Source organism: Amycolatopsis benzoatilytica AK 16/65 (assembly GCF_000383915.1).
GTDB classification, from domain to species: domain Bacteria; phylum Actinomycetota; class Actinomycetes; order Mycobacteriales; family Pseudonocardiaceae; genus Amycolatopsis; species Amycolatopsis benzoatilytica.
On sequence record NZ_KB912942.1, the window covers coordinates 4,967,561 to 4,992,508 of the forward strand.

Here is a 24,948-nt window from a genome sequence, read left to right on the forward strand (position 1 = left end):
TCCGGGGACAACCCGATCAGGACGCGGGCACCGGTTCCTCGGCCGCGGCGCGCAGCCGCTGCGAGATCACCTTCGTGATGCCGTCGCCCTGCATGCTCACGCCGTACAGCGCGTCGGCGATCTCCATGGTCGGCTTCTGGTGGGTGATGATGATCAGCTGCGAGGAATCGCGCAGCTGCTCCAGCAGGCCGATCAGCCGGCGCATGTTGGTGTCGTCCAGCGCCGCCTCGACCTCGTCCATCACGTAGAAGGGCGAAGGGCGGGCGCGGAAGATGGCCACCAGCATGCCGACCGCGACCAGCGACTTCTCCCCGCCGGAGAGCAGCGACAGCCGCTTGACCTTCTTGCCCGGCGGACGCGCTTCCACGTCCACGCCGGTGGCGAGCATGTCGTTCGGCTCGGTGAGCACCATCCGGCCCTCGCCGCCGGGGAACAGCACGCCGAAAACGGTTTCGAACTCGCGGGCGACGTCGGCGTAGGCCGAGGTGAATACCTCCAGGATCTTCTCGTCGACCTGCTTGATCACCGCTTCCAGGTCCTTGCGGGTGTCCTTGAGGTCTTCCAGCTGAGTGGAGAGGAACTTGTACCGCTCCTCCAGCGCCGCGAACTCCTCCAGCGCCAGCGGGTTCACCTTGCCCAGCAAAGTCAGGTCCTTCTCCGCGCGCTTGGCGCGGCGGGCCTGGGTTTCGCGGTCGTAGGGCATCGGCGGCGGCGGGGTGACGTTCTCGCCGCGTTCCTTGGCCGCCTCGTACTCGGCCACCTCGCCGGCGCTCGGCGGCACCGGGACGGCCGGGCCGTATTCCTCGACCAGGTCGGTCAGCCCGATGCCGAAGTCCTCGGCGATCTTGGCTTCCAGCGTCTCCAGCCGCAGTTTCTGCTCCGCGCGCAGCACTTCGTCGCGGTGCACCGCGTCGGTGAGCTTCTCGAGTTCACCGGACAATTCGCGGACCTTCGCGCGCACCGCGGTGAGCGCGGTCTCGCGGGTCTGCCGCTGCGCCTGTGCTTCGTCACGTTCCGCGGCGGCGCGCTGCACCGAAATCTCGATGCGCTCCAACGCGAACTCACCGGCGTTCACGACCGCGTTGGCGATCTCCGCGCCGCGTTCTCGCGCCGCTCGCGCCTTCGCCGCGCGTTCGCGGGCCTGCTGCTCGGCATAAGCGGCACGGCGCAGCGATTCCGCGCGACCGGCGATGCTGCGCGCCCGCTCTTCCGCGGTGCGCTGCGCGAGCCGCGCTTCGACTTCTTCCTGCCGTACCACGGCAAGCAGCTCGGCGGCCTCGTCGCGCTCGGCGGTGTCCGGGTCGTCCTCCACCGGCTGCTCGGCCACCGCGGCGAGCCGTTCTTCCAGCTCTGCCAGCTGTTCGAGCGCCTGCTCGCGGCTCTGCTCGACCTTCGCGCGCTGCTGGGTCAACCGCTCGACCTCGGCCTGCGCGGACCGCGCCGCTTGCTGCAACCGGTTCAGCCGCTCCGACGAACGCGCCTTGCGCACCTTGGCATCGCCGAGCGCGTCCTTCGCCTGGCCGACTTCCTCCCGGCGCGCCTGCTGCTCGGCACGCGCGCCTTCCAGCTCGGCGGAGTACTGCTCCAGCGCGCGTTCGGCTGTCCGCAGCCGTTCCCGCGCCTCGTCGACCGCCGCCTGGACCTCGATCACGCTCTCGCGCGCCGCCGAACCGCCTGCGATCCAGTCGGTGCCGAAGACATCGCCTTCCGCGGTCACCGCGCGCACCGCCGGGTGCTGTGCGACCAGCTGCCGGGCGGCTTCCAGGTCGGGCACCAGCGCGAGCCGGTCCAGCGCCTTGTCCACAGCCGGCCGCAACTGCTCCGGCGCGCTGACGACTTCCCGGGCCCAGCGCGCGCCCTCGGGCAGCGTCGGCCAGCCGCTGGTGTCCACAGTGGACCAACCACCGGCCGGGAGAATCCCGGCGCGGCCGGAATCGGTGTCCTTCAAGTACTTCAGCGCGTGCAGCGCGTTCTCGCCGCCGGACACCGCGACCGCGTCCGCCACCGGTCCGAGCGCCGCGGCCAGCGCCACCTCGTGCCCGGGCTGCACGGTCAGCAAGGCGGCGACCGAACCGAGCAGGCCGGGCATCTCCGCGGAAGCTCCGAGCAGCGCACCCGCGCCGTCCTTGCGCCTGAGCCCCATCGACAGCGCTTCGACGCGTGCCTTCTCCGAGGCGATCTCCCGCTCGGCGCCGCGCTCGGCCTTCACCAATTCCTCGACGCGCGCCTTGGCCGCGTTGTTCGCTTCCACCGCGCGGTCGTGGCGCTGCTGCAGCTCGGCGTCGTCGGACTCTTCGGTCCCGCCGGCGGCCTTCTCTTCTTCCAGCTCTTCGACGGCGATTTCCGCGCGCTCGGCCGCTTCCTGCAAGCCGACGGTGAGCCGGTCGACCTCGTCCGCGGTCGCGCCGTTCTTGCTGCGCAGCGCTTCGACCTGACCGGTCAGCTTCGCCATGCCCTCGCGGCGGTCCGCGATCGCCCGGACCGCGGCCCAGTGCGCGCGCTCGGCGGCCTGCACCCGCTGTTCGAGATCTTCCCGGCGCAGCACGGTTTCCGCGAGCAGCTCGCGGGCTTCCAGGACAGCTTCGTTCAGTTCCTGCTCGCGCTCGGCGGCCTGCTCGGCCTCGGCGAGCAGCTCCTCCGGGTCGCGGCCGCCGGTCGGCGCGGACACGTCGGACGAGAGGTGCCGCTGCCGTTCCACCGCCAGCCGCACGGTGCCGCGCAGCCGCTCGGTGAGCGCCGACAGCTTGTACCAGGTCTCCTGGGCGATCTGCAGCCGCGGCGCGTCCTCGGCCAGCGACGCTTCCAGCTCGGCTTCTTCGGCGGCGACCAGTTCCAGCGCCTGCTCGACTTCGGCACGGCGCTGCCGGGCGGTGCGTTCGTCGGCCTCGTCGCGCTGGATCGTCTCGCGCTGGGTGACCAGGTCGTCGGCGAACAGCCGGAGCCGGGCGTCGCGCAGGTCGGACTGCACCGACTGGGCCTTGCGGGCGATCTCGGCCTGCTTGCCCAGCGGTTTGAGCTGACGGCGCAGCTCGGTGGTGAGGTCGGTGAGCCGGTCCAGGTTGCCCTGCATGTTGTTGAGCTTGCGCAGGGTCTGTTCCTTGCGCTTTCGGTGCTTGAGGACGCCGGCCGCCTCTTCGATGAACGCGCGCCGCTCTTCCGGCTTCGATTCGAGGATCGCCGACAGCTGTCCCTGCCCGACGATGACGTGCATCTCCCGGCCGATGCCGGAGTCGGACAGCAGTTCCTGCACGTCCATCAGCCGGCAGCGGTTGCCGTTGATCTCGTACTCGCTCGCCCCGTCGCGAAACATCCGGCGGGTGATGGAAACCTCGGCGTACTCGATCGGCAGCGCGCCGTCGGCGTTGTCGATGGTGAGCGTGACCTCGGCGCGGCCCAGCGGGGCGCGGCCCGCGGTGCCGGCGAAGATGACGTCTTCCATCTTGCCGCCGCGCAGGTCCTTCGCGCCCTGGGTGCCCATGACCCAGCGGAGCGCGTCCAGGACGTTCGACTTGCCGGAGCCGTTCGGGCCGACCACGCAGGTGATGCCGGGTTCGAAGCGCAGCGTGGTCGCCGAGGCGAAGGACTTGAAGCCCTTGAGCGTCAGGCTTTTCAGGTGCACGTTGCTGCCGACCCCTCTGGCCACGGGTGCTGGTTGCTGCCGGTTGCCCCGGTCGGGACAGGCTACCCGGGGGTTCGGCGGCCCGGTGGGAGGCGGTGCCGCTCGGGCGCGCCTAGCACAGGACCGGCCGCCTCGGCAACCCCTTGAGTCACTTCCGGCGCACCCGCCTCAGCGTTCGCGGAACCCCTCGAGACCGCCCTTGGCCCCGGTCCAGCGCTCGACCACCTGATCCACTCTTCCGGGTGACGTTCCCGACCGCAGCGCGGCCAGCAACTGCGCACAGTCGCCTCGGCTACCCTCCGCGACCATCTCGACACGGCCGTCCGGGAGATTCCGGGCGAACCCGGTCAACCCGAGTTCCAGCGCCCGGCTCCGGGTCCACCAGCGAAAACCGACGCCCTGCACCTGTCCGTGCACCCAGGCCGCCAGGCGGACCGGGGATTCCTGCTCGCTCACCGGCCCCATCTTGCCGCATCCGGCCGGCTGCGGACTGTGACAGGCCGTCCCCCGCTGTCGCGCGAACGGGTCAACGGCAGTGATAGCCTCCGCCAGGGATCCGGGTCCGGAGCCGAGTTCTCCGCGCCGTCCCGCCTGTCTTTGAGTGGTGAATTAAGGAGCCTGCATGTCCCGTCCCGACGGGCCTTCAGCCGATTCCGGGAACACCGTCGCGGTGAGTGCCGCCACCGCGCCCCCGCCCGGCGCGTCCAGCCGGCTCGGCCGGTCCGGTTTCGCGGTGCTCGGCGTAGCCGGCCTGGTAGTGGCCACGGCCTTCGCCGCGGTCGCCGAGCTGGCCGGGCCGGGCACGGCCACCGACGCCGCCACCCCGGACACCAACCGCCAGGGCGGCGTCACGGACAGCTCGCAGGTGGTGCCCGGGAACGCGGTGCCGGGCGGCCCGATGACGCTGACCGGGTCGCCGACGCCGGGGCAGACCTCTTCGTCGGCGCCGACCACGGTGGTGTCCACCGGAGCCGACGGCAAGCCGACCACCAGCGTGGTCGCCCCTCCGCCGGTCGGCGGGCAGCCGGGCAACCCGGTGCCAGGCACCACTTCGGGCCGCAGCGACACGCCGCCGAACACGCCGGGCGGAGGCGGGACGCCGACCCAGCCTTCGTCGGACCCCAACCCCACCACCGCGACGACCACTCACTCCTCGACCCCGCCGAGTCCCCCGGCCAGTACGCCGACGAATCCGCCGGGCAGCAGCTCGACCGGCGGCCAGCCGTCGTCGTCGGCGGCGTCATCGTCGGCGTCGTCGCAGAGCCAGTCCTCTTCGGACTCCAGCCCCGCGCAGCCGTAAAGCTTGTCTCACGTAGTGCTGTTGTGATGCCTGGACGGCCAGTGTGCCGGTCCGTCCGTCCGTGAAGGGCCCCTTGAGGGACTTAGATTCCCTCAAGGGGCCCTTCACGGCTTTTCTTTACACCTCGAAGCGATACCCCATGCCCGGCTCGGTCAGCAGGTGCCGCGGCCGCGAGGGTTCCGGCTCCAGCTTTCGCCGCAGCTGCGCCAGGTACACGCGCAGGTAATGGGATTCCGTCTCGTAGGACGGCCCCCACACCTCGTGCAGCAGCTGTTTCTGCGCCACCAGCCGTCCCCGGTTGCGGACCAGCAGCTCCAGCACGCCCCACTCGGTTTTGGTCAGATGCACCTCGCGGCCCTCGCGCAGCACCTTCTTCGCCGCCAGGTCGATGGTGAAGGATCCGGTGTCCACCACGGCTTCCGAGCCGTCCGGGCCGCCGACCGTCGACCGGCGGACCGCCGCGCGCAGACGGGCCAGCAGCTCGTCCATGCCGAACGGTTTGGTCACGTAGTCGTCCGCGCCGGCGTCCAGCGCCTGCACCTTGTCCGCCGAGTCGCCGCGCGCGGACAGGACGATGATCGGCACCGTCGTCCAGCCGCGCAGGCCCGCGATCACCTCGGTGCCGTCCAGGTCCGGCAGGCCCAGGTCCAGGACCACCACGTCCGGCTTCGTCTCGGCGACGGCTTTGAGCGCGGCGGTGCCGTCGTGCGCGGTGATCACCTTGTACCCGCGAGCGTTGAGATTGATCCGCAGCGCCCGCACGATCTGCGGTTCGTCGTCGACGACCAGTACGGTCGCCGCGTTGTCGGCAGTCATCGCGCCACTCCCTCCTCGACCGCTTCGGCTTCCACCAGTTCCCGCCCGGTGCAAGCCGGCAGCGAAATCACCACCGTCAGTCCCCCGCCGGGAGTGTCCTCGGCGCGAACCGTACCGCCCATCGCTTCGGTGAACCCCTTGGCCACCGACAGGCCCAGCCCGACCCCCGGCGTCGAGTCCCGGTCGCCGCCGAGGCGCTGGAACGGCGCGAACGCCGATTCCGCGGCCCCCTTGCGCAGTCCCTTGCCGTGGTCGACGATCCGCAGTTCCACGAACTCCGAGTGCGCGCTGGCCCGGGCCGAAACGTCGCCGCCGCCGTGCCGCAGCGCATTGTCCAGGACGTTCGCGATCACCCGCTCCAGCAGACCCGGATCCGCCTGCACCGAAGGCAACCTCGCGTCCACCGCCACCTGCACCCCCTGCGAGTTGTCCACAGTAGACAAGGCGTGCGCGAGCACCTCGTCGTAGCCGACCGGGCGCAGGTGCGGGGTGACCGCACCGGTCGCCAGCCGGGACGAGTCCAGCAAGTTGTTGATCAGCCCGGCCAGCCGGTCCGCGGAGAGTTCCACGGCCTCCATCAATTCCTCAGTGTCCTCGTCGGACAGCGAGAGATCCGGTGCGCGCAGGCTGCCGATCGCCGCCTTGATGGAAGTGAGCGGCGTGCGCAGGTCGTGTCCGACGGCGGACAGCAACGTGGTGCGCAACTCGGTCGCCTCGGCTTTCCGCTCCGCTGCTGCCGCGGCGGCCGCCATCCGCTGCTGCCGCAAGGCGAGCAATGCTTGTCCGGCAACGGCTTCCAGCACCCGGCGGTCCGCCGCGGGCAACGCGCGTCCGCTCAGCGTCAGGTGCACGTCCGCGGTGACCGCGATGTCCACGTCGGCCTCGTCCGGATCCGCGCACGGCTGGTCGCCGGCCACCGCGACCTTGTCCCACTTGCCGTCGCGCTTCTCCAGCAACGTCACCGAAGTCAGGACGAAGTTCTCCCGCACTTTCTCCAGCAGCCGCTCGATCGGGTTCGGATTGGTCAGCACCGTCCGCGCGTAGGAAGCCAGCAACGACGCTTCGGTACGCGCCCGCGCCGCCGCGGCGCCTCGCCGGGCCGCGGAAGCAACCACCAGGGCCACCATGATCGCCACGACCATCATGACGATGAGCGTGACGACGTTCTGCGGGCTGTGCACATTCAGCGTGTACAGCGGCGGAGTGAAGAAGAAATTCAGCAACCCCGCGCCGAGAATCGACGCGAGCAAGGCTGGGCCCAGCCCGCCGACCAGCGCGACGATCACGGTCGCCAGCACGTAAAGGATCACGTCGGTGGAGAACTCCACCGCGTCCCGCAGCAACACGCCGAGACCGGTCGCGGCGAGCGGGAGCAGGACGGCGAGCACCCACCCGACGACGATTCGCGACGGCGCCAGTGGACTCGCGCCCAGCCTCGCGCGCAGCCGCCCGCCCGCGTAGGAGTGCGTGACCATGTGCACGTCGATCGGCCCGGACTGCTGGATCACCGTCGCGCCGATGCCCTCGTCGAAAAGCCGTGCCACCCGGGAGCGCCGGGACGTGCCGATCACCAGCTGAGTCGCGTTGACCCCCCGCGCGAAGTCGAGCAACGCGGTCGGCACGTCGTCGCCGACCACCGCGTGGAAGGTCGCGCCGACCTCCTCGGCCAGCGTGCGGCAGCGGGCCATCGCGGTCGGCCCGAGGCCGGCCAGCCCGTCGCCGCGCAGGATGTGCACGACCTGCAGCTCCGCGCCCGCCCGGGTGGCGATCCGGCTGGCGCGCCGGATCAGCGTCTCGCTCTCCGGTCCGCCGGTGATCGACACGACCACCCGTTCGCGGGTCTCCCAGGTATCGGTGATCTTCTGCTCGGCGCGGTAGCGCTGCAGCGCGACGTCCACCTGGTCGGCCACCCACAGCAGCGCCAGCTCGCGCAGCGCGGTCAGGTTGCCGGGCCGGAAGTAGTTGCCCAGCGCGGCGTCGATCCGCTCCGCCGGGTAGACGTTGCCGTGCGCGAGCCGGCGCCGCAACGCCTCCGGCGTGATGTCCACCAGCTCCAACTGCTCAGCGCGGCGCACGACCTCGTCCGGCACGGTTTCCTGCTGGGTGACGCCGGTGATCCGCTCGACCACGTCGTTGAGGCTCTGCAAGTGCTGCACGTTGACGGTGGAGAGCACGTCGATGCCCGCGTCGAGCAGTTCTTCGATGTCCTGCCAGCGCTTCTCGTGCCGGCCGCCGGGTACGTTCGTGTGCGCCAGCTCGTCCACCGCGACCACCTCGGGCGCGCGAGCGAGCACCGCGTCGACGTCCATCTCGGCGAACTCGTGCCCGCGGTGGCTGACCGTGCGCCGGGGCACGACCTCCAGCCCGTCGAGCAGGTCGGCGGTCTTCAGCCGGCCATGCGTCTCGACCAGGCCGACGACCACGTCGGTGCCCCGGTCCAGCCGTCGGCGCGCCTCGCCGAGCATGGCGAAGGTCTTGCCCACGCCCGGAGCCGCGCCGAGGTAGATCCGGAGTTCGCCTCGGCGCGGCTTCGGTGCTGTGTCGGAAGTGCTCACAGTGTTCAGTGTGCGCCAGGAGCGGCCGAACGCACGGCAAGGTTGAGCAGGAGCACGTTCACGCCGGGGATGCCGATCCCGTTGCCGGTGGTGTTGTCCCGGACCAGCTGCCGCACCTTCTCCTCGCTCAGCCCGGTGTTGCGCGCCACCCGAAGCACCTGCAGATCGGCGTAGGCGACGCTGATCGCCGGGTCGAGCCCGGAGCCGGACGCGGTCACCGCGTCCGCGGGCACCTCCGCCGGGGCGACGCCCTCGCGCTTGGCGATCAGCGCCCGCCGCTGCGCGATGGCCTTGGTCAGGTCCTCGTTGTACGGACCCTTGTTCGACGGGCCCGAAGTCGACGGATCGGCCGGGCCGAGCACGTCCTTCGACCCGGCCGAGGGCCGGTTGTGGAACCACGGGTCGCGCGCCGGGTCGGCGGGCACCGGGTCGATCCCGATCAGCGACGAGCCGGCGACCTGGCCGTTCAGCGTCACCTGCGAGCCTTCGGCGTGCGCCTGGAGCCCCGGGACGCGCGAGACCGCCCACACGCCCAGCGGGTAGACGACGCCGAGCAGCACGGTCATCGCGATCAGCAGGCGCAGGCCCGCCCAGGTCTGCTTGAGCAAGACGTTCATATCAGCCAATCCCAGGAATGTGGCGCACGATCAGGTCGATCACCCAGATCCCGAGGAACGGGCTGACGATCCCGCCGAGGCCGTAGACGAGCAGGTTGCGGCGCAGCAGCGCGGACGCCGACGACGGCCGGTAGCGCACCCCGCGCAGGGCGAGCGGGATCAGCGCGACGATGATCAGCGCGTTGAAGACGACCGCGGAGAGAATCGCCGACTTCGGCGTGGCCAGGTGCATGATGTTCAGCGCGCCGAGCTGGGCGAAGATGCTGGTGAACATCGCCGGCAGGATGGCGAAGTACTTCGCCAGGTCGTTCGCCACGCTGAAGGTGGTGAGCGCGCCGCGGGTGATCAGCAGCTGCTTGCCGATCTCGACGATCTCGATCAGTTTCGTCGGGTTCGAGTCGAGGTCGACCATGTTGCCGGCCTCCTTGGCCGCCATGGTCCCGGTGTTCATCGCGACGCCGACGTCGGACTGGGCGAGCGCGGGCGCGTCGTTCGTGCCGTCGCCGGTCATCGCGACGAGCCGGCCGCCCTCCTGCTCCTTCTTGATGAGCGCCATCTTGTCCTCGGGCCTGGCCTCGGCGAGATAGTCGTCGACGCCCGCGTCCTCGGCGATGGCCTTCGCGGTGAGCGGGTTGTCGCCGGTGATCATCACCGTCTTGATGCCCATCGTGCGCAGTTCTTCGAAGCGCTCCTTCATGCCCGGCTTCACCACGTCGGACAGCCGGATCACGCCGCACACGTTCGCCTTGCCGCCGGCGGCTTCCGCGACCACCAGCGGGGTCCCGCCCTGCTGGCTGATCTCGTCCACCACGCGCTCGGTCTCGTCCGGCACGTCGCCGCCGCGCTCGCGCACCCACTGGCGCACCGCGGAGGTCGCGCCCTTGCGGACCTCGCGATCGCCGATGTCGATGCCGCTCATGCGGGTCTGCGCGGTGAACGGGACGAACTCGGCGAGCTTTTCCGCGTCGTCGGCGGCCGCGGGCAGCCCGTGCTGCTCGGCGGTCAGCTCGACGATGCTGCGCCCTTCCGGCGTCCCGTCGGCGAGGCTGGACAGCCGGGCGGCCCGGGCCAGGTCGGTCATGGTCGACCCGCCGACCGGGATCAGCTCGGTCGCGCGGCGGTTGCCGAAGGTGATCGTGCCGGTCTTGTCCAGCAGCAGCGTCGACACGTCGCCGGCCGCTTCCACCGCCCGGCCGGACGTGGCCAGCACGTTGCGCTGCACCAGCCGGTCCATGCCGGCGATGCCGATCGCGCTCAGCAGCGCGCCGATGGTCGTGGGAATCAGGCAGACCAGCAAAGCGGTCAGCACGATCACCGACTGCTCGCTGCCGGAGTACGCGGCCATCGGCTGCAGCGCGACGACGGCGAGCAGGAAGATGACGGTGAGCGTGGCCAGCAGGATGGTCAGCGCGATCTCGTTCGGCGTCTTCTGCCGGGAAGCGCCCTCCACCAACGCGATCATCCGGTCCACAAAGGACTCGCCGGGCTTGGTGCTGATCCGCACGACGATCCGGTCGCTCAGCACCGTGGTGCCGCCGGTGACCGCCGACCGGTCGCCGCCGGACTCGCGGATCACCGGGGCCGACTCGCCGGTGATGGCCGACTCGTCGACGGTGGCGATGCCCTCGACCACGTCGCCGTCGCCGGGGATGACCTGCCCCGCTTCGACCACGACCCGGTCGCCGACGCGCAGGTCCACCCCGGGCACCTGCTCCTCGGAGCCGTCCTCGTTGAGCCGCCGCGCGACGGTCTCCTTCTTGGTCCGCCGCAACGATTCCGCCTGCGCCTTGCCGCGCCCCTCGGCGACCGCCTCGGCCAGGTTCGCGAACACGACGGTGAACCAGAGCCAGATCGCGATGAGGATCGAGAACACGCTCGGGTCGGTGACCGCGAAGACGGTGGTGAGCACCGAACCGGCCCACACCACGAACATGACGGGGTTTTTGAGCTGGTGCTTGGGGTGCAGCTTGCGCAGCGCGTCCGGCAGGGACGACCACAGCTGCTTCGGGCTGAAGACGCCGGCCCCGACCCGTCCGGTGTTTTCGACGTGGTGCTGCGTCTCCTCTTCCGGAGTCCGCTGTTGGGTGATGGTCATGCCAGTGCCTCTCGGAATTTGCCGGACGGTCGACGCCAGCAGCGATCTTCGGCGTCACTTCCGCATTGCGCGTTCATGCCAAAGCCTCCGAGATCGGCCCCAGCGCGAGCGCCGGGATGAAGGTGAGGGCCGCGACGAGGACGACGGTGCCGGTCAGCATCGTCCCGAACAGCGGCCCGGTGGTGGGCAGCGTGCCCGCGGTTTCCGGGACCTTCTTCTGCGCGGCAAGGGAACCGGCCAGGCAGAGCACCGCGATGATGGGCACGAGCCGGCCGATCAGCATGGCCACCGAGAACGACGCCTGGAACCAGTCGCTGGTCGCGGTCAGCCCGCCGAAGGCGCTGCCGTTGTTGTTGCCGGTGGACGCGTAGCCGTACAGGATCTCGGAAAGCCCGTGCGGGCCCGAGTTGCCGAGGGCGTCGCGGGTGCTCGGGAACATCAGGGCGAGCCCCGAACCGAGCAGGACCACGACCGGCATCGCGAGCATCGAGATCGCCGCGCAGGTGACCTCGACCTTGCCGAGCTTCTTGCCGAGGTATTCCGGCGTGCGCCCGACCATCAGGCCGGCCAGGAACATCGCGATGACGGCCATCACCAGGATGCCGTACAGGCCGGTGCCGACGCCGCCCGGCGAGATCTCGCCGAAGAGCATGTTCAGCATCGTGCCGCCGCCGCCGAGGCCGGACAGGCTGTCGTGCGCGCCGTTGACCGCGCCGGTCGAGGTGCCGGTGGTGGTGTCGGCGAACAGCGACGTGCCGCTGATCCCGAACCGCACTTCCTTGCCTTCGAAGTTGCCGCCCGCGGCCAGCGCGGCCGGGCTGCCGGAGCGCGCTTCCGAGGTCCAGATCAGTGCGAGCATCGCGCCCCACAGCACGGTCATCACCGAGAGCAGGACGTAGCCCTGCTTGCGGTTGCCCACCATCTGCCCGAAGGCGCGGGTGAGGGAGACCGGGATCACCAGGATCAGGAAGATCTCGATGAGGTTGGTCCACACGTTCGGGTTCTCGAACGGGTGCGCGGAGTTCGCGTTGAAGATCCCGCCGCCGTTGGTGCCCAGCTCCTTGATCGCCTCCTGGCTCGCCGCCGGCGCCAGCGCGATGGTGCTGTTGCTGCCGTCCGGGTTGGTCACCGCGACGCCGGAACGCAGGCTCTGCACCACGCCGAGCGCGACCAGGACGAGCGCGAAGACGAACGCCATCGGCAGCAGCACGCGGATCGTGCCGCGGGTCAGGTCGACCCAGAAATTGCCGAGCCGGTCGGTGCGCGAGCGGACGAACCCTCGCGTCACCGCGATCGCCACGGCGAGCCCGACTCCCGCGGACAGGAAGTTCTGCACGGTGAGCCCGGCCATCTGGACGAAGTGGCCCATCGTGGTTTCCGGCGTGTAGGACTGCCAGTTCGTGTTGGTGACGAACGAAACCGCGGTGTTGAACGCGACCGCCGGCGACACCGCGCCGCGGCCGAAGTTCCACGGCAGGATCGCCTGCAGCCGTTGCAGCAGGTACAGCAGGATCACCGAGACGAAGGAGAAGCCCAGCACGCCGGACGCGTAGGTCTTCCAGTGCTGTTCGGTGTCCGGGTCGACCCGGACCACCTTGTACAGCGCTTTCTCGGCCCGCAGGTGCTTCTCCGAAGTGAAGACGCGGGCGAGGTAGTCGCCGAGCGGTTTGTAGACCACCGCCAGGGCGACCAGCACGAGGCCGGCTTGCAGGAAGCCGGATACGACGTCACTCATCTCAGAATTTCTCCGGCTTCACGAGAGCGACGAACAAGTAGCCGAGAAGGGCCAGCGCCAGCAGTCCGCCGATGACGTTGGCCGCGGTGCCCACGCCGCTCACAGCTTCTCCAGCCCGCGCAGAACACCGGTCAGCACTGCGAAAACGCCGATGAGCAATAAGGCGTACAGCAAATCCGCCACGAGGCACCTCTCAGGAAGGGTCACCCGGCACGGGGTGACCGTCGGTCGATGCCACTGTGCGGTAGTAGCGGAGCGTGAGCACCCCTGTCTGACGCCTCCTTGACGCGGCGACCAGCGGGCGTTTACGCGATCTTGACGAGAGGTGACCCGGACCACGACGTCAAGCGCCGTTCGGGTTAGCCGGTGACCATGACGTCTTGTAGTCGGTGGGTGACTTACGGCACAACCAGTAGTGGATCAAGGACAGAGCGTGCAATTCGGGCAGACAAGGACCGTGGCCTGTGTTACACCTGGGTTAACCAATAGTTGTAGTAACCAAATAAAACCTGGGAGGTCCTCGCATGTGCGGAATCGCGGGCTGGGTGTCCTACGAGTCCGATCTCACGCAGCGCCAGGAGATCGCGGACGCGATGACCGAAACGATGTCCTGCCGCGGCCCGGACGACCGAGGCGTCTGGGTCCGCCGGTCGGTCGCGCTCGGCCACCGCCGGCTGGCGATCATCGACCTGCCCGGCGGCAAACAGCCGATGAGCGTCCGCACGCCCAACGGCGAGGTCGCGATGGTCTACAGCGGCGAGGCGTACAACTTCACCGAACTGCGCGAAGAGCTCACCAAGCTCGGCCACACCTGGGAGACCGACAGCGACACCGAGGTCGTCCTGCACGGCTACCTGCAGTGGGGCACCGACCTGGTGGACCGGCTCAACGGCATGTACGCGTTCGCGATCTGGGACGAGCGCGACCAGAAACTCGTGATGATCCGCGACCGGATGGGCATCAAGCCGTTCTACTACTACCCCACTCGCGACGGCGTGCTGTTCGGCTCGGAGCCGAAAGCGATCCTGGCGAACCCGTTGGCGCGCAAGGCAGTCGACGCGGACGGGCTCCGCGAGCTGCTGGCCTTCACGAAGCGGCCGGGCTGGTCGCTGTGGAAGGACATGTACGAAGTCGAGCCGGGCACCGTCGTGACGGTGACCCGCGACGGCATCAACACCCGGACCTACTGGAAGCTCGACGCCCAGCAGCACACCGACGACCAGGAGACCACGGTCGCGCGGGTGCGCGATCTGATGACCGACATCGTCAACCGGCAGCTGATCGCCGACGTGCCGCGCTGCGTCCTGCTTTCCGGCGGCCTCGACTCCAGTGCGGTCACCGGCCTCGCCGCCGCCCGCCTCGTCGAGGAGGGCGAGCAGCTCCGCACGTTCTCCGTCGACTTCTTCGGCCAGGAGGAGAACTTCCAGCCGGACGAGATGCGCGACACCCCGGACTCGCCCTACATCCGCGACGTCGCGAAGCTGGTCGGGTCCGCGCACCAGGACGTAATGCTGAACCCGGCCGACCTGAGCGACCCGGACGTGCGCCGCGCGGTCGTGCGGGCCCGCGACATCCCGTCCGGGCTCGGCGACATGGACACGTCGTTGTACTTGCTGTTCAAGGCGATCCGCGGGGAATCGACGGTCGCGCTGTCCGGCGAGTCGGCGGACGAGGTGTTCGGCGGGTACCGCTGGTTCCACGACGAGGCCGCGGTGAACGCGGACACCTTCCCGTGGCTGGCCTTCCGCAACAGCCTGATGGACGACCGGGAGTCGCTGCTCGATCCGGGACTGGCCGCGAAACTGGACCTGCCCTCCTACATCGACGACCAGTACCGCACCGCGGTGGCCCAGGTCGACCCGCTGGACGGCGAATCCGCCCGCGAGTCCCGGATGCGGGTCATCTCGCACCTGCACCTGACCCGTTTCGTCCGGCAGCTGCTGGACCGCAAGGACCGGATGTCGATGGCGGTCGGGCTGGAGGTCCGGGTGCCGTTCTGCGACCACCGGCTGGTCGAGTACGTCTACAACGCGCCGTGGTCGCTGAAAACCTTCGACGGCCGGGAAAAGAGCTTGCTGCGGCACGCGACCAAACACGTGCTGCCGGCGTCGGTGCGCGACCGGGTGAAGAGCCCGTATCCGTCCACGCAGGACCCCGGCTACGCGATCGCGCTGCAGCAGCAGGTCAAGGAAGTCCTGGCGCAGAAGGACAACCCGGTATTCGACATCGTCGGCCGCGACTGGCTGCAGGCCGCCGCGGAAACCGATTCGTCCGCGATCAGCCAGGCCCAGCGCATCGGCATGGACCGCACTCTGGACCTGTACCACTGGTTCGACATGTACTCGCCGGAACTGCAGCTGGGCTGAGCCGGGGGAGCTGAAAAGCCGTGAAGGGAACATTGAGGGACTCAGAGTTCCTCAATGTTCCCTTCACGGACGCCGAACCGGGCCCGCGGGTCAGAGTTCCAGCCGCGCGTCCACGTCCGCGCCGTGCACGTCCAGCTCCGCGCCCGCCCCGCTCAGCAGCCGCCGGGCGGCGGTGTTGTCCACTGTGGTCGTCGCGACGAACCGGGCCGCGCCGCCGTCCCGGGCGGCTTCCATCAGCACCTCGGCGACGCGCTTGCCGATCCCGCGCCCGCGCATGGACCGGCTCAGCCACACCCCGGCTTCGACCTCCATCGCCGCCTGGCCGGACACCGGCCGCAGCCGGGCCGCACCGGCCGGGTTCCCGTCGACCTCGATCAGCCAGGTGGTCTCGATCGCGGTGTCCGGGTTGAGCGAACGACGCCGGTGAAACGCCAGGAACGCCTCGCGCCGCGCGTCGTTCCAGCCCGCCGGGCCGTCCACCGGCGGCATGACTTCGAGCGGGTCGGCGTCGGCCACCGCGGCCTCGAGCAGCCGCGCGAGCTCGGGCTCGTCCAGCGGGATCAGCACGATCTCGGATTCTCCGGATCCAGGCACGCCCCGCAGCTTGGCACGACCGCCCGGCACGCGCTACCCCGTTCGGCCCAGTCGTTACGATCGGGAAAGGCGATGCCGCCACTGGCCGCCTCGATCCCGCCCGCCCCGGCGCGCTCGCCGACGCCGTCGCCTACCTCCGGAAACCCGGACCTACCTGCGCACCTCCGCCACTCGGACCGGCCGGTTCTCCCGGCGCGAGACTTCGCACGCTTCCGCGATATAGAACGCCTCCAGCGCGTCTGCCGCCCCGGCTGGAGACGGTGCCCGGCCTGCCGCCACCGCCAGGAACTCCCGCAGCTCAGCCGCGTACGCCGGCCGGAACCGTTCCATGAATCCCGGATACGCCGGCCCCGGCAACGGCGCGAACCCCGGCTCTACCGACCGCAGCGGAGCCCGTCCGTCCAAGCCCACCACGGCATTCCCCTTCGAGCCGAGCGCCTCGAACCGCACGTCGTAGCCGGCTCCGTTGTAGCGCGTGAGCGAAACCGTCGCGAGAGTTCCGTCGTCCAGCGTCATCGCTACGGCCGCGGTGTCGACGTCTCCGGCCTCCGCGAAGAACTGCTCGCCCTTGTTGCGCCCCACCGCGAACACCTCCTCGACCTCCCGCCCGGTCACCCACCGGACGATGTCGAAGTCGTGCACGCCGCAGTCCCGGAACAGCCCGCCGGAATGCGCGACGTACTCCGCCGGCGGCGGGGCCGGGTCCAAAGTGGTCGCCCGGACGCTGTGCAGCCAGCCCAGTTCGCCGTTTTCCACCGCGGCACGCGCCGCCTGGTAGCCCGCGTCGAACCGGCGCTGGAACCCGATTTGCACCGGCACGTCCGAGCCGGCGATCCGGTCGATCACCGCCAGCGTGCCCGGAATGTCCGCGGCCACCGGCTTTTCGCAGAAAACCGGCAGGCCGGCGTCGACCGCGCGCAGGATCAGCGACGGGTGCGCGTCAGTGGCGGCGGCGATCACCAGCCCGTCGAGACCCGCGCCGAACAGCGCGTCGATCCCGTCGGCCGCCTCCACGCCGAGCTTCGCCGCGGTCGCCTTGGCCCGCGCCGGATCGACGTCGGCCACCACCACCGACTCGACCTCGGCGAACGCGGCGAGCGTTTCCGCGTGCGCCGCGCCGATCCGCCCGGTGCCCGCCAGTCCCAACCTCATCGTTGCGCCTCCTCGTCGAGTGGGTTCGGCCCGGTGGTCGACCGCACCACCAGGGACGGATGAAGCAGATGCCGCACCGGTTCGGCGCGTTCGCCGCGGACGCGCTCCAGCAGCGCGTCGAAAGCCAGCCGGCCCATCTCGGTCCGTGGCTGATCCACTGTGGTCAGCGAGATGTGCCGCAGCGACGCCAGCGAGGTGTTGTCATAGCCCACCACCGAAACGTCCTCCGGCACGCGCAGGCCGTGTTCTTCCAGCGCTGAGATCGCACCGACGGCGTTGAAGTCGTTGCCCGCCAGCAATGCGGTGGGCATTCCGGCGGAGAGCAGTTCCCGCACCGCCTTCTCGCCAGCCGTGTCCGTGTGCTCACTGCGCACCACGAGCGGCGCGAGGCCGTGCGCGCGCATCGCCCGCTGGAATCCTCGCCGTCGCGCGGCCGCGCCGGCCGCTCCCCCGCCGTCGAGATGCGCGATCCGGCGGTGCCCCAGCTGGACCAGATGCTCGACCGCGAGCGCCGCGCCCGCCTCGCCGTCGTCGTTCACGGTGTCCACTCCGGACAGTCGCGACGTGCGGGAAACCAGCACCACCGGACACTGCCGGGCCGCCGCTTCGATCGCCGCTGCCGGAACCACCGGCGACAAAAGGATCACGCCGGCCGGACGGAACGACAGCAGGCTCCGCAACGCCGCGCCTTCCCGCGCCGGCATCCGGCCGCCGGTGTTCAGGATCAGGTCGAACCCGGCCGCCTGCGCCGCCGCGTCCAGTCCTTCCACCACATCGGCGAAGAAAGCGTTGCGCAGATCGTTCACCATCACCCCCAGCACGGTCGACGTACGGCTGGCCAGCGACCGCGCCATCACGTGCGGGGAATAGCCCAGTTCGTCGGCGGCTTCGAGCACTGCGGCGCGCCGCCGCGCGGAGACGTTCGGCGCATTGCGCATCACGAGCGACACCAGCGCCCGGGAGACTCCGGCCCGTGCGGCCACGTCCTCCATCGTGGGCCTGCCCATCCGAGACCTCCCCGATGAACCCTTGACGCGACGGTCCGGACGCTACAAGCTTAGAGCGCTCTAATCAAGCGCGCGCTCTCACCGTCCCCCGACCGGAGAGGGATCCATGACCGCGAAGATCCGTGTCGCCGCCGCCCCGATTTCCTGGGGAGTGTGCGAAGTTCCCGGCTGGGGCCGGGTGCTCGACTCCCCGGTCGTCCTCGGCGAAATGGCCGGACTCGGCATCACCGCAACGGAACTCGGGCCGCCCGGCTACCTGCCGCGCGATCCGGCCGAGCTGAAAGCGTTGCTGGAAAGCTACCGGCTCGAACTGCTCGGCGGCTTCCTCGCCGTTGCCCTGCATCGGAATCCGGCCACTGCCGTCGCCGAAGCCGAAGAATCGGCCGCGCTCTTCGCCGCGTGCGGCGCCGGCCTGCTGGTGCTCGCCGCGGCGACCGGGCTCGACGGTTACGACGAACGGCCGGAGCTGACCGCCGCCGAATGGTCCACTTTGGTCCGCACAGCGGGCCAGATCCGCGACGTGGCGGCGAAGCACGGCCTGCAGACCGTACTGCACCCGCACGTCGGCACGCACGTGGAGACTGAAGCCGAGGTCGAACGTTTCCTGGCGGACTCGGATCTTCCGCTCTGCCTGGACACCGGGCACCTGCTGATCGGCGGCACCGATCCGGTCGCGCTCGCGCAGCGGCATCCGCATCGGATCGGCCATCTGCACCTCAAGGACGTCCGCGGCGACCTGGCATCCGCGGTTCGCGCTGGCAGACTGCCCTATGCCGAGGCGGTCGGCCAGGGCCTTTACGTGCCGCTCGGCCAAGGCGACGTCGATCTCGAAGCCATGATCCGCGCGGTGACCGAAGCGGGCTACCGCGGCTGGTACGTGCTGGAGCAAGATACCGCGCTGAGCGAGGACAGCCCGGTCGACCAGCCCGGCCGGGACGTCGCGGCCAGCCTCGCATACCTGAGGAAGATCACCGGCTGACGTCAGAAGAGAAGCGAGGAGAGACAACGATGTCCCATCGCTGGGGGCGCAAACGGCGCTCCGGCCGCTTGACGGCGGGCCTGCTGGCCGCCGGTCTGCTGCTGTCCGCGTGCACTGGCCCTGCCGCCGAGCCGAAGTCGACCGCACCCGCGGCCGCGCCGACGCCGTCCGGGCCGCTGAGGGTCTCGGTGATCACGCACGGCACCGCGGGCGACGCGTTCTGGAACGTGGTGAAGAACGGTGCCGAACAAGCGGGCAAAGACCTTGGCGTGCAGGTGGAGTACGCGTCGGACGGCGATCCGGGCGCGCAGGCGAAGCTGATCGACAACGCGGTCGCGCAGCAGACCGGCGGGCTCGTCGTCTCGATGGCGAACCCGGACGCGCTGCGGCCGTCCATCGAGGCCGCGGTCCGCGCCGGGATCCCGGTGATCACGATCAACTCCGGCGAAGACAAGAGCGCGGAGTACGGCGCGCTCACCCACGTCGGGCAGAACGAGTCGATCGCCGGGCAGGACGCCGGGAAGAAGTTCAAGGAGCTCGGCAAGCACAAGCTGCTCTGCGTGATCCACGAGGCCGGCAACGTCGGGCAGGCGCAACGCTGCGACGGCGCGAAGGCCGGATTCGCCGGCACCGTGCAGACGCTGCAGGTGGACATCTCCAACCCGGCCGACGCCGAATCGCGCATCCGCGGCGCGGTGCAGACCGATGCCTCGATCGACGCGGTCCTCACGCTGAATTCGCAGGTCGCCGCCCGCGCGGTGAGCGCGATCAAGTCGGTCGGGTCGAAGGCGCAGGTCGCCACGTTCGACCTGAACTCCGACGTGGTGGCCGCGATCAAGACCGGCGACGTGCTCTTCGCGGTCGACCAGCAGCAGTACGAACAGGGCTACCTGCCGGTGCAGTTCCTCAAGCTGTACCGGGACAACGCGAATGTCGTCGGCGGCGGCAAGCCGGTGCTCACCGGACCCGACCTGGTCGACAAATCCACAGTGGACAAGGTCGGCCAGTACGTGCAAAGGGGCACCCGATGACGACCGTCGACGAACGGCTGGCGAAACCGCGCCTGACCGACCGGCTGGTGCTGCGCCCGGAGATCGGCGCGCTGCTCGGCGCGGTCGTGGTCTTCCTGTTCTTCACCTTCGCCACCGACAAGTTCTTCAGCGCCAGTGGCGCCGCGACCTGGCTGGACGACGCGGCGACGCTCGGCATCATGGCCGTGGCGGTGTCACTGCTGATGGTCGGCGGCGAGTTCGACCTTTCCGCCGGTGTGATGACCGCGTCCACCTCGCTGGTCACCGCGATCCTCGCCACCCAGGCCGGCTGGAACGTCTGGCTCGCGCTGCTCGTTTCGCTGGTCTTCGCGCTGGCGGTCGGCGCGTTCAACGGCTGGCTGGTGATGAAGACCGGCCTGCCGAGCTTCATCGTCACACTCGGCACTTTCCTTGCCTTGCAGGGGCTGAACCTCGGGGTGACGCGGCTGGTGACCGGGACCGTGCAGGTGTCCGGGATGCGCTCCACCGACGGCTACGCGTCCGCCGGGTTCGTCTTCGCCTCCACTGTGGACGTCGGCGGTACCCCGTTCCAGATCTCCATCGTCTGGTGGCTCGGCGCGATCGCGGTCGCCGCCTGGCTGCTGCTGCGCACCCGGTTCGGCAACTGGATCTTCGCCGTCGGCGGCTCGGCGGCCAGCTCGCGCGCGGTCGGCGTGCCGGTGGTGCGCACGAAGATCCTGCTGTTCATGGGCACCGCGCTGGCCGCCTGGCTGGTCGGCTCCATCAACATCCTGCGGTTCGCGAGCGTGCAGGCGAACCAGGGCATCGGGCTGGAATTCCAGTACATCATCGCCGCGGTGATCGGCGGCTGCCTGCTCACCGGCGGCTTCGGCTCGGCCGTCGGCGCCGCGATCGGCGCGCTGATCTTCGGCATGGCGCGGCAAGGCATCGTGTTCGCCGGCTGGAACAACGACTGGTTCATGCTGTTCCTCGGCATCATGCTGCTGGCCGCGGTCCTGGTGAACAACGCACTGCGGCGACGCGCGGAAAGGGTACGGCGATGAGCGCTCTCCTCGAAGTCCGCGAGATCGGCAAGCGGTACGGAAACGTAGTCGCGCTGCGCGAGGTGTCCACCGTCGTCAATGCCGGCGAAGTCACCTGCGTGCTCGGCGACAACGGGGCCGGCAAATCCACTTTGATCAAGATCCTCGCCGGAGTGCACCAGCACGACGCCGGCGAGTTCCTGGTGGACGGCTCGCCGGTGCGGTTCGCTTCGCCGCGGGAGGCGCTGGACCGCGGCATCGCCACCGTGTACCAGGATCTCGCCGTGGTGCCGCTGATGAGCGTGTGGCGGAACTTCTTCCTCGGCTCCGAGCCGACCGTCGGGTTCGGGCCGTTCCGCGCCCTGGACCGGCGCAAGGGCCGGGCACTGACCAAGAAAGCGTTGTCCGACATGGGCATCGACCTGCGCGACGTCGAACAGCCGGTCGGCACTCTCTCCGGCGGCGAACGCCAATGCGTGGCGATCGCCCGAGCCGTCCACTTCGGAGCGAAGGTGCTGATCCTGGACGAACCGACCGCAGCCCTGGGCGTGAAACAGGCCGGGCTGGTGCTGAAGCACGTCGCACAGGCGCGGGACCGGGGCCTGGGCGTCGTGCTGATCACCCACAATCCGCACCACGCGTACCCGGTGGCGGACCGGTTCCTGCTGCTCAAACGAGGCGCGCCGCTGGGGTCCTACGAGAAGTCCGAGATCGGCCTGCCGGAGCTGACCCAGCAGATGGCAGGCGGTGCCGAGCTGGCAGCGCTGGAACACGAACTCCGGCAGGCGTAGCGATCTCGTGAGTGGCTGAGCCGGTTGTCCGCGGCTCAGCCACTCACGGCGGCTTCCAGCCACGGCCGGACGACCGGCAGCACCACCGCCGCCTGCATCGCGCCCATATGGTCCAGCCCCGGCAGCACCTCGACCGTCCAGCCGCGCGCTTGCAGCTCAAGCCGCTCCCGCACCATCGGCCCGGCGATGTCGACCGTCACCCCGCCCCACCGCTCGGCGTAAACGATCCGGTCCTTCTCGCCGGCGAAGCACATTCGCGGGCACGACAGTTCGACCGCCCGGTCGTCGAAGTCCCGCAACGCCTCGTACAGCGTCACGAACTGCTTCGTCTGCGCGGTCGACAAAGCGATGTCGACCGAGTCCCAGTCCCCCGGTTCGGCCGGTCCCGACTGCTCGGCCGCGGGCCCGGCCAGCGCCATCTCCCAGGTAGCCCGGGTCACCGCGAGCATCTCCGCGTACGGCCCGTCCACCGGCGGATACCCGCCCATCACCAGCGCGGACAGCCGGTCGGTGCGCATCGCCAGCTGCAGCCCGGAAAGCGCCAGCCAGGAGTAGCCGTAATACGCGAACCGGTCCGCCCCGACCGCGTCCGCGACCGTCAGGAAGTCGGCCGCCACCAGGTCCGGGGTCAGGTCCGCCGGATGCGCCATCCGGTGCGCTTGATAGCCGAACGCCGCCACCCGGAACCCGTCGAGCCCGGCGATCAGCGAACGCCCCAGTTCCGGGTCGGCGCCCCATTGCCGGGCGGCCTCGGCTTCCGGTCCCGACGCCGGGCGCGGATCTTCCGGCACCAGCAGCACCGGACCGTCGCCGTACTCGAAAACCTCGATCGTCGAGCCGTCGGACAATCTCGCTTCCGTCATCCCACCATCTCTTTACGTTGTAAAGTATTACCGGCCGGCAGGATACTTTACGTAGTATCGAGTTGTCGAATCAGAGCTTGTCTCATGTGGTGCGCCGAATGGTCCGCTGGCCTGTCCGTGAAGGGCCCTTTGAGGGAATCCAAGTCCCCGAAGGGGCCCTTCACGGACAGACCGGCACACCGGCCGCCCAGAGATCACGACAGCACCACGGGAAACAAGCTTTCAGTGCGTGACCGCGGGCGAGGCGGCATCCGCGACGAGCTTGCGCGGGACCCCGGACCCGTCCGCGGGCACCGACCACACGGCGTTGTCCAGGCCGTACAGGATCGTGTGGTCGTCCTGCCACAGCGCCTGGTCGTCGACACTGCGGGTCTCCGCGAGCGGGGTCTCGCGCAAGGTCTTCAGGTCGAGCACGGACAGCCGCCAGACGCCTTCGCCGATCTTCTTCTTGAACGCGATCCGCGTTTCGTCCGGCGAAAGCGACGGGCATTCCACGTTCTCCCGCAGCGCCTGGCCGCGGTAGCTGTCGTAGTCGCCCTGGACCAGATAGGTCTTCCCCTTGCTGCCCATCGTCGCGTAGAAGCGCTTGCCGTCCTTCGCGAACGTGATGCCCCAGTAGTTGACATCCGGGGCGAAGTACCGGTGCCCGCCGACCGCCACCGGCAGCTCTTCGATGGTCTTTTCCAGCTCGCCGTTGGCCAGCTGGTAGACCCCGGCCCGGGTGGAGAACCCGGTGGAGGCATAAGAATCGCCAGTGACGAACACCGTCCAGTACACCCGGTCACCGGTCGGCGAAACCCGCGCGCGGCTCGGCGTCCCGGGCAGGTACTCCTTGTGCACGGGGCCGAAGTTCTTGTCCAGCACGGTGAAGTCGCTGACCGCGGGCAGCGTGCCGGGCCGGACCGCGAGACACATCCCGGTCCGCTCGGACACCGCGAACCGGTCGCACTTCAGGTCACTGTACTTCGGGGCGGCGCCCGGGTCGGCCAGCGGAACGACGCCGACGTGCCCGGTCGTGGTGCTGCGGAAGAACAACTGCCCGGGCGCGAGCGTGAGGTGCTCGGTCTTCAGCGGCTCGGCTTCCGGCGCGGACCGCGCGGTCACGACGTAGACGACCGCGGCCGCCGCGAGAACGACCGTCCCGAGGACTGCGAGGAGAATCTTTTTCACGGGCGCACCGGCTTCGCGAAGGCGGCGCCGAGCGCCACGACGGCAAGGGCTCCGGCCGCGACCAGCACCGCGGGCCGCAGGTCCCACACGGTCCAGGCGAGTCCGAAGAGGACAGACGAGAGCATCCGGGCGGCGGCCTGCCCGGTCTGCACCACCGCGAGCCCGGTGGCGCGCAGGTCGGCGGGCACCAGCGGCCCGGCGGCAGCCATCAGCACGCCGTCGGTGGCCGCGTAGAACACGCCGTGCAGGCCGAGCGCGAGCGCCGCGAGCCAGAACCCGGACACCGGACCGCACAGCGCGAGCAGCGCGCCGGTCAACGCGACGTGCCCGCCGAGGAACACCGGCCAGCGGCCGATCTTGTCAGCCAGTTTGCCGAGCGGGATCGCCAGCACCAGGTACACGCCGGCGGTGCCAAGCGGCAGCAACGGAAAGAACGTCGCCGCGACGTCCCAGCGCCGCTGCAGGACCAGGTAGACGAACGAGTCGCCGAGCGTCACCAACCCGAGCAGTGCCGCCCAGATCACCACGCGGCGGAACCCCCGCTCGCGCAGCAGCCCGAACGCGGCCCGCGCGGACACCTTCGCCCGGTCGACGACTTCCTGCTGGTGGTCGCGCACGAACAGCACCAGCAGCAGCACCGCGATCGCCGCGATGCAGAAACTGGTGAAGAACACCGAGGTGTAGCTGCCGAGGCTCACCGCGAGCACAGCCATCGCCACCAGCGGTCCGAGGAACGCACCGACGGTGTCCATCGCCCGGTGCACGCCGAACGACCGGCCGAGCGCGCCGGGCTCGCTGCTGAGCGAGATCAACGCGTCGCGCGGGGCCGTGCGCAGCCCCTTGCCGGTCCGGTCGGCGGCGAGCACCACGCCGATCGCCGCGACCGAGGAACCGGCCGCGACCAGTCCGAGCTTGCACACCGCGGACAAGCCGTAGCCCGCTCCGGCGACCGCCTTGAGCCGGTTCCACCGGTCGGCCAGGTGCCCGCCGAGCACCCGCACCACCGCCGTCGCCCCGGCGTAGAGCCCGTCGAGCAGACCGAACTGCAGCGGATTGAGGCCGAGGCCGAGCACCAGGTACAGCGGCAGCACCGCGGTCACCATCTCCGAGGAGATGTCGGTGACCAGGCTGACCGCGCCGAGTGCGACGACATTCGCCGACACCCGGCGCAGGCCGGCCTTCCGGCCGGTGCCCGCCGCGACGTCCGAACTACGGCTTGTCGCGATGTACATGCCAGATCCCTACTGTGTTTGC

At 70.0% G+C, this 24,948-nt stretch carries 20 protein-coding genes; 6 read left to right on the plus strand and 14 right to left on the minus strand.

Translation table 11 applies throughout. From position 1 onward, the window contains the following. Positions 1–16 precede the first annotated feature (16 nt). Entirely contained in the window at positions 17–3,619 is a 3,603-nt protein-coding gene (smc, locus tag AMYBE_RS0122805) for a chromosome segregation protein SMC (RefSeq protein WP_027927910.1), read from the minus strand. A 168-nt stretch (positions 3,620–3,787) separates the two neighbouring features. Next, on the minus strand, positions 3,788–4,084 hold the full coding sequence (locus tag AMYBE_RS0122810) for an acylphosphatase (protein ID WP_020661708.1): 297 nt from the start codon (positions 4,082–4,084) through the stop codon (positions 3,788–3,790). 157 nt (positions 4,085–4,241) lie between these two features. Between AMYBE_RS0122810 and AMYBE_RS45030 the strand changes: the two genes are divergently transcribed. After that, positions 4,242–4,919, plus strand: a complete 678-nt coding sequence (locus AMYBE_RS45030) for a hypothetical protein (protein ID WP_154676279.1) — start codon at positions 4,242–4,244, stop codon at positions 4,917–4,919. Between the two features lie 117 nt (positions 4,920–5,036). Here the strand turns inward: AMYBE_RS45030 and AMYBE_RS0122820 are convergent, their stop codons facing one another. The 6 genes from AMYBE_RS0122820 to kdpF all read right to left on the minus strand — a co-directional run bounded on the left by AMYBE_RS0122820 (position 5,037) and on the right by kdpF (position 12,840). Next, positions 5,037–5,735, minus strand: coding sequence for a response regulator (locus AMYBE_RS0122820; RefSeq protein ID WP_020661710.1), 699 nt, complete (start codon positions 5,733–5,735; stop codon positions 5,037–5,039). Then, the gene (locus tag AMYBE_RS42185; protein ID WP_020661711.1) at positions 5,732–8,290 is read right to left on the minus strand and encodes a sensor histidine kinase; all 2,559 of its coding nucleotides are present in this window, start codon (positions 8,288–8,290) and stop codon (positions 5,732–5,734) included. The genes AMYBE_RS0122820 and AMYBE_RS42185 overlap by 4 nt, the downstream gene beginning before the upstream one ends. A gap of 5 nt (positions 8,291–8,295) precedes the next feature. Beyond that, on the minus strand, positions 8,296–8,907 hold the full coding sequence (locus AMYBE_RS0122830) for a potassium-transporting ATPase subunit C (RefSeq protein WP_020661712.1): 612 nt from the start codon (positions 8,905–8,907) through the stop codon (positions 8,296–8,298). A 1-nt stretch (position 8,908) separates the two neighbouring features. Further along, positions 8,909–11,002 carry a potassium-transporting ATPase subunit KdpB gene (gene kdpB / locus AMYBE_RS0122835; RefSeq protein WP_020661713.1) on the minus strand — a complete coding sequence of 698 codons (2,094 nt, stop codon included), beginning with the start codon at positions 11,000–11,002 and terminating at the stop codon, positions 8,909–8,911. Between the two features lie 73 nt (positions 11,003–11,075). Next, on the minus strand, positions 11,076–12,737 hold the full coding sequence (kdpA, locus tag AMYBE_RS0122840) for a potassium-transporting ATPase subunit KdpA (protein ID WP_020661714.1): 1,662 nt from the start codon (positions 12,735–12,737) through the stop codon (positions 11,076–11,078). A gap of 1 nt (position 12,738) precedes the next feature. Next, positions 12,739–12,840, minus strand: a complete 102-nt coding sequence (gene kdpF, locus AMYBE_RS0122845; RefSeq protein WP_020661715.1) for a K(+)-transporting ATPase subunit F — start codon at positions 12,838–12,840, stop codon at positions 12,739–12,741. 421 nt (positions 12,841–13,261) lie between these two features. On the opposite strand from kdpF, the gene asnB reads away from it, so the two are divergent. Then, positions 13,262–15,103 carry an asparagine synthase (glutamine-hydrolyzing) gene (asnB, locus tag AMYBE_RS0122855; protein WP_020661716.1) on the plus strand — a complete coding sequence of 614 codons (1,842 nt, stop codon included), beginning with the start codon at positions 13,262–13,264 and terminating at the stop codon, positions 15,101–15,103. A gap of 90 nt (positions 15,104–15,193) precedes the next feature. Here the strand turns inward: asnB and AMYBE_RS42190 are convergent, their stop codons facing one another. The 3 genes from AMYBE_RS42190 to AMYBE_RS0122870 all read right to left on the minus strand — a co-directional run bounded on the left by AMYBE_RS42190 (position 15,194) and on the right by AMYBE_RS0122870 (position 17,856). Further along, positions 15,194–15,697: a GNAT family N-acetyltransferase gene (locus tag AMYBE_RS42190; RefSeq protein WP_034289099.1), complete on the minus strand. Its 504-nt coding sequence runs from the start codon at positions 15,695–15,697 to the stop codon at positions 15,194–15,196. Positions 15,698–15,847: 150 nt separating this feature from the next. After that, positions 15,848–16,849 carry a Gfo/Idh/MocA family protein gene (locus AMYBE_RS0122865; RefSeq protein ID WP_020661718.1) on the minus strand — a complete coding sequence of 334 codons (1,002 nt, stop codon included), beginning with the start codon at positions 16,847–16,849 and terminating at the stop codon, positions 15,848–15,850. Beyond that, on the minus strand, positions 16,846–17,856 hold the full coding sequence (locus AMYBE_RS0122870) for a LacI family DNA-binding transcriptional regulator (protein ID WP_027927911.1): 1,011 nt from the start codon (positions 17,854–17,856) through the stop codon (positions 16,846–16,848). Before AMYBE_RS0122870 ends, AMYBE_RS0122865 begins: the two co-directional genes overlap by 4 nt. A gap of 106 nt (positions 17,857–17,962) precedes the next feature. Here AMYBE_RS0122870 and AMYBE_RS0122875 point away from each other — a divergent pair, with 106 nt between their 5' ends. Genes AMYBE_RS0122875 through AMYBE_RS0122890 form a run of 4 tightly spaced genes read left to right on the plus strand, consistent with a single transcriptional unit; the run spans position 17,963 to position 21,661 of the window. Further along, a complete protein-coding gene (locus AMYBE_RS0122875; protein WP_020661720.1) occupies positions 17,963–18,835 on the plus strand; it encodes a sugar phosphate isomerase/epimerase family protein in 873 nt (290 codons plus the stop codon). Positions 18,836–18,864: 29 nt separating this feature from the next. After that, entirely contained in the window at positions 18,865–19,866 is a 1,002-nt protein-coding gene (locus tag AMYBE_RS0122880) for a sugar ABC transporter substrate-binding protein (RefSeq protein ID WP_020661721.1), read from the plus strand. Further along, positions 19,863–20,891, plus strand: coding sequence for an ABC transporter permease (locus tag AMYBE_RS0122885; RefSeq protein ID WP_020661722.1), 1,029 nt, complete (start codon positions 19,863–19,865; stop codon positions 20,889–20,891). Before AMYBE_RS0122880 ends, AMYBE_RS0122885 begins: the two co-directional genes overlap by 4 nt. Beyond that, entirely contained in the window at positions 20,888–21,661 is a 774-nt protein-coding gene (locus tag AMYBE_RS0122890) for an ATP-binding cassette domain-containing protein (protein WP_020661723.1), read from the plus strand. The genes AMYBE_RS0122885 and AMYBE_RS0122890 overlap by 4 nt, the downstream gene beginning before the upstream one ends. 35 nt (positions 21,662–21,696) lie before the next feature. Here the strand turns inward: AMYBE_RS0122890 and AMYBE_RS0122895 are convergent, their stop codons facing one another. The 3 genes from AMYBE_RS0122895 to AMYBE_RS0122905 form a co-directional block, all read right to left on the minus strand. Then, on the minus strand, positions 21,697–22,524 hold the full coding sequence (locus AMYBE_RS0122895; RefSeq protein WP_027927912.1) for an alpha/beta fold hydrolase: 828 nt from the start codon (positions 22,522–22,524) through the stop codon (positions 21,697–21,699). Positions 22,525–22,746: 222 nt separating this feature from the next. Continuing rightward, positions 22,747–23,694, minus strand: coding sequence for a TolB-like translocation protein (locus tag AMYBE_RS0122900; protein ID WP_020661725.1), 948 nt, complete (start codon positions 23,692–23,694; stop codon positions 22,747–22,749). Beyond that, positions 23,691–24,926, minus strand: a complete 1,236-nt coding sequence (locus tag AMYBE_RS0122905; protein ID WP_020661726.1) for an MFS transporter — start codon at positions 24,924–24,926, stop codon at positions 23,691–23,693. The genes AMYBE_RS0122900 and AMYBE_RS0122905 overlap by 4 nt, the downstream gene beginning before the upstream one ends. Positions 24,927–24,948: the final 22 nt, after the last annotated feature.

Bases quoted from the DNA above. Each gene is read 5' to 3' on its own strand.
- AMYBE_RS0122810 (WP_020661708.1), bottom strand. From the start codon at position 4,084: ATGGGGCCGGTGAGCGAGCAGGAATCCCCGGTCCGCCTGGCGGCCTGG.
- AMYBE_RS45030 (WP_154676279.1), top strand. From the start codon at position 4,242: ATGTCCCGTCCCGACGGGCCTTCAGCCGATTCCGGGAACACCGTCGCG.
- AMYBE_RS0122820 (WP_020661710.1), bottom strand. From the start codon at position 5,735: ATGACTGCCGACAACGCGGCGACCGTACTGGTCGTCGACGACGAACCG.
- AMYBE_RS0122830 (WP_020661712.1), bottom strand. From the start codon at position 8,907: ATGAACGTCTTGCTCAAGCAGACCTGGGCGGGCCTGCGCCTGCTGATC.
- kdpB (WP_020661713.1), bottom strand. From the start codon at position 11,002: ATGACCATCACCCAACAGCGGACTCCGGAAGAGGAGACGCAGCACCAC.
- kdpA (WP_020661714.1), bottom strand. From the start codon at position 12,737: ATGAGTGACGTCGTATCCGGCTTCCTGCAAGCCGGCCTCGTGCTGGTC.
- asnB (WP_020661716.1), top strand. From the start codon at position 13,262: ATGTGCGGAATCGCGGGCTGGGTGTCCTACGAGTCCGATCTCACGCAG.
- AMYBE_RS0122865 (WP_020661718.1), bottom strand. From the start codon at position 16,849: ATGAGGTTGGGACTGGCGGGCACCGGGCGGATCGGCGCGGCGCACGCG.
- AMYBE_RS0122870 (WP_027927911.1), bottom strand. From the start codon at position 17,856: ATGGGCAGGCCCACGATGGAGGACGTGGCCGCACGGGCCGGAGTCTCC.
- AMYBE_RS0122875 (WP_020661720.1), top strand. From the start codon at position 17,963: ATGACCGCGAAGATCCGTGTCGCCGCCGCCCCGATTTCCTGGGGAGTG.
- AMYBE_RS0122880 (WP_020661721.1), top strand. From the start codon at position 18,865: ATGTCCCATCGCTGGGGGCGCAAACGGCGCTCCGGCCGCTTGACGGCG.
- AMYBE_RS0122885 (WP_020661722.1), top strand. From the start codon at position 19,863: ATGACGACCGTCGACGAACGGCTGGCGAAACCGCGCCTGACCGACCGG.
- AMYBE_RS0122890 (WP_020661723.1), top strand. From the start codon at position 20,888: ATGAGCGCTCTCCTCGAAGTCCGCGAGATCGGCAAGCGGTACGGAAAC.
- AMYBE_RS0122895 (WP_027927912.1), bottom strand. From the start codon at position 22,524: ATGACGGAAGCGAGATTGTCCGACGGCTCGACGATCGAGGTTTTCGAG.
- AMYBE_RS0122905 (WP_020661726.1), bottom strand. From the start codon at position 24,926: ATGTACATCGCGACAAGCCGTAGTTCGGACGTCGCGGCGGGCACCGGC.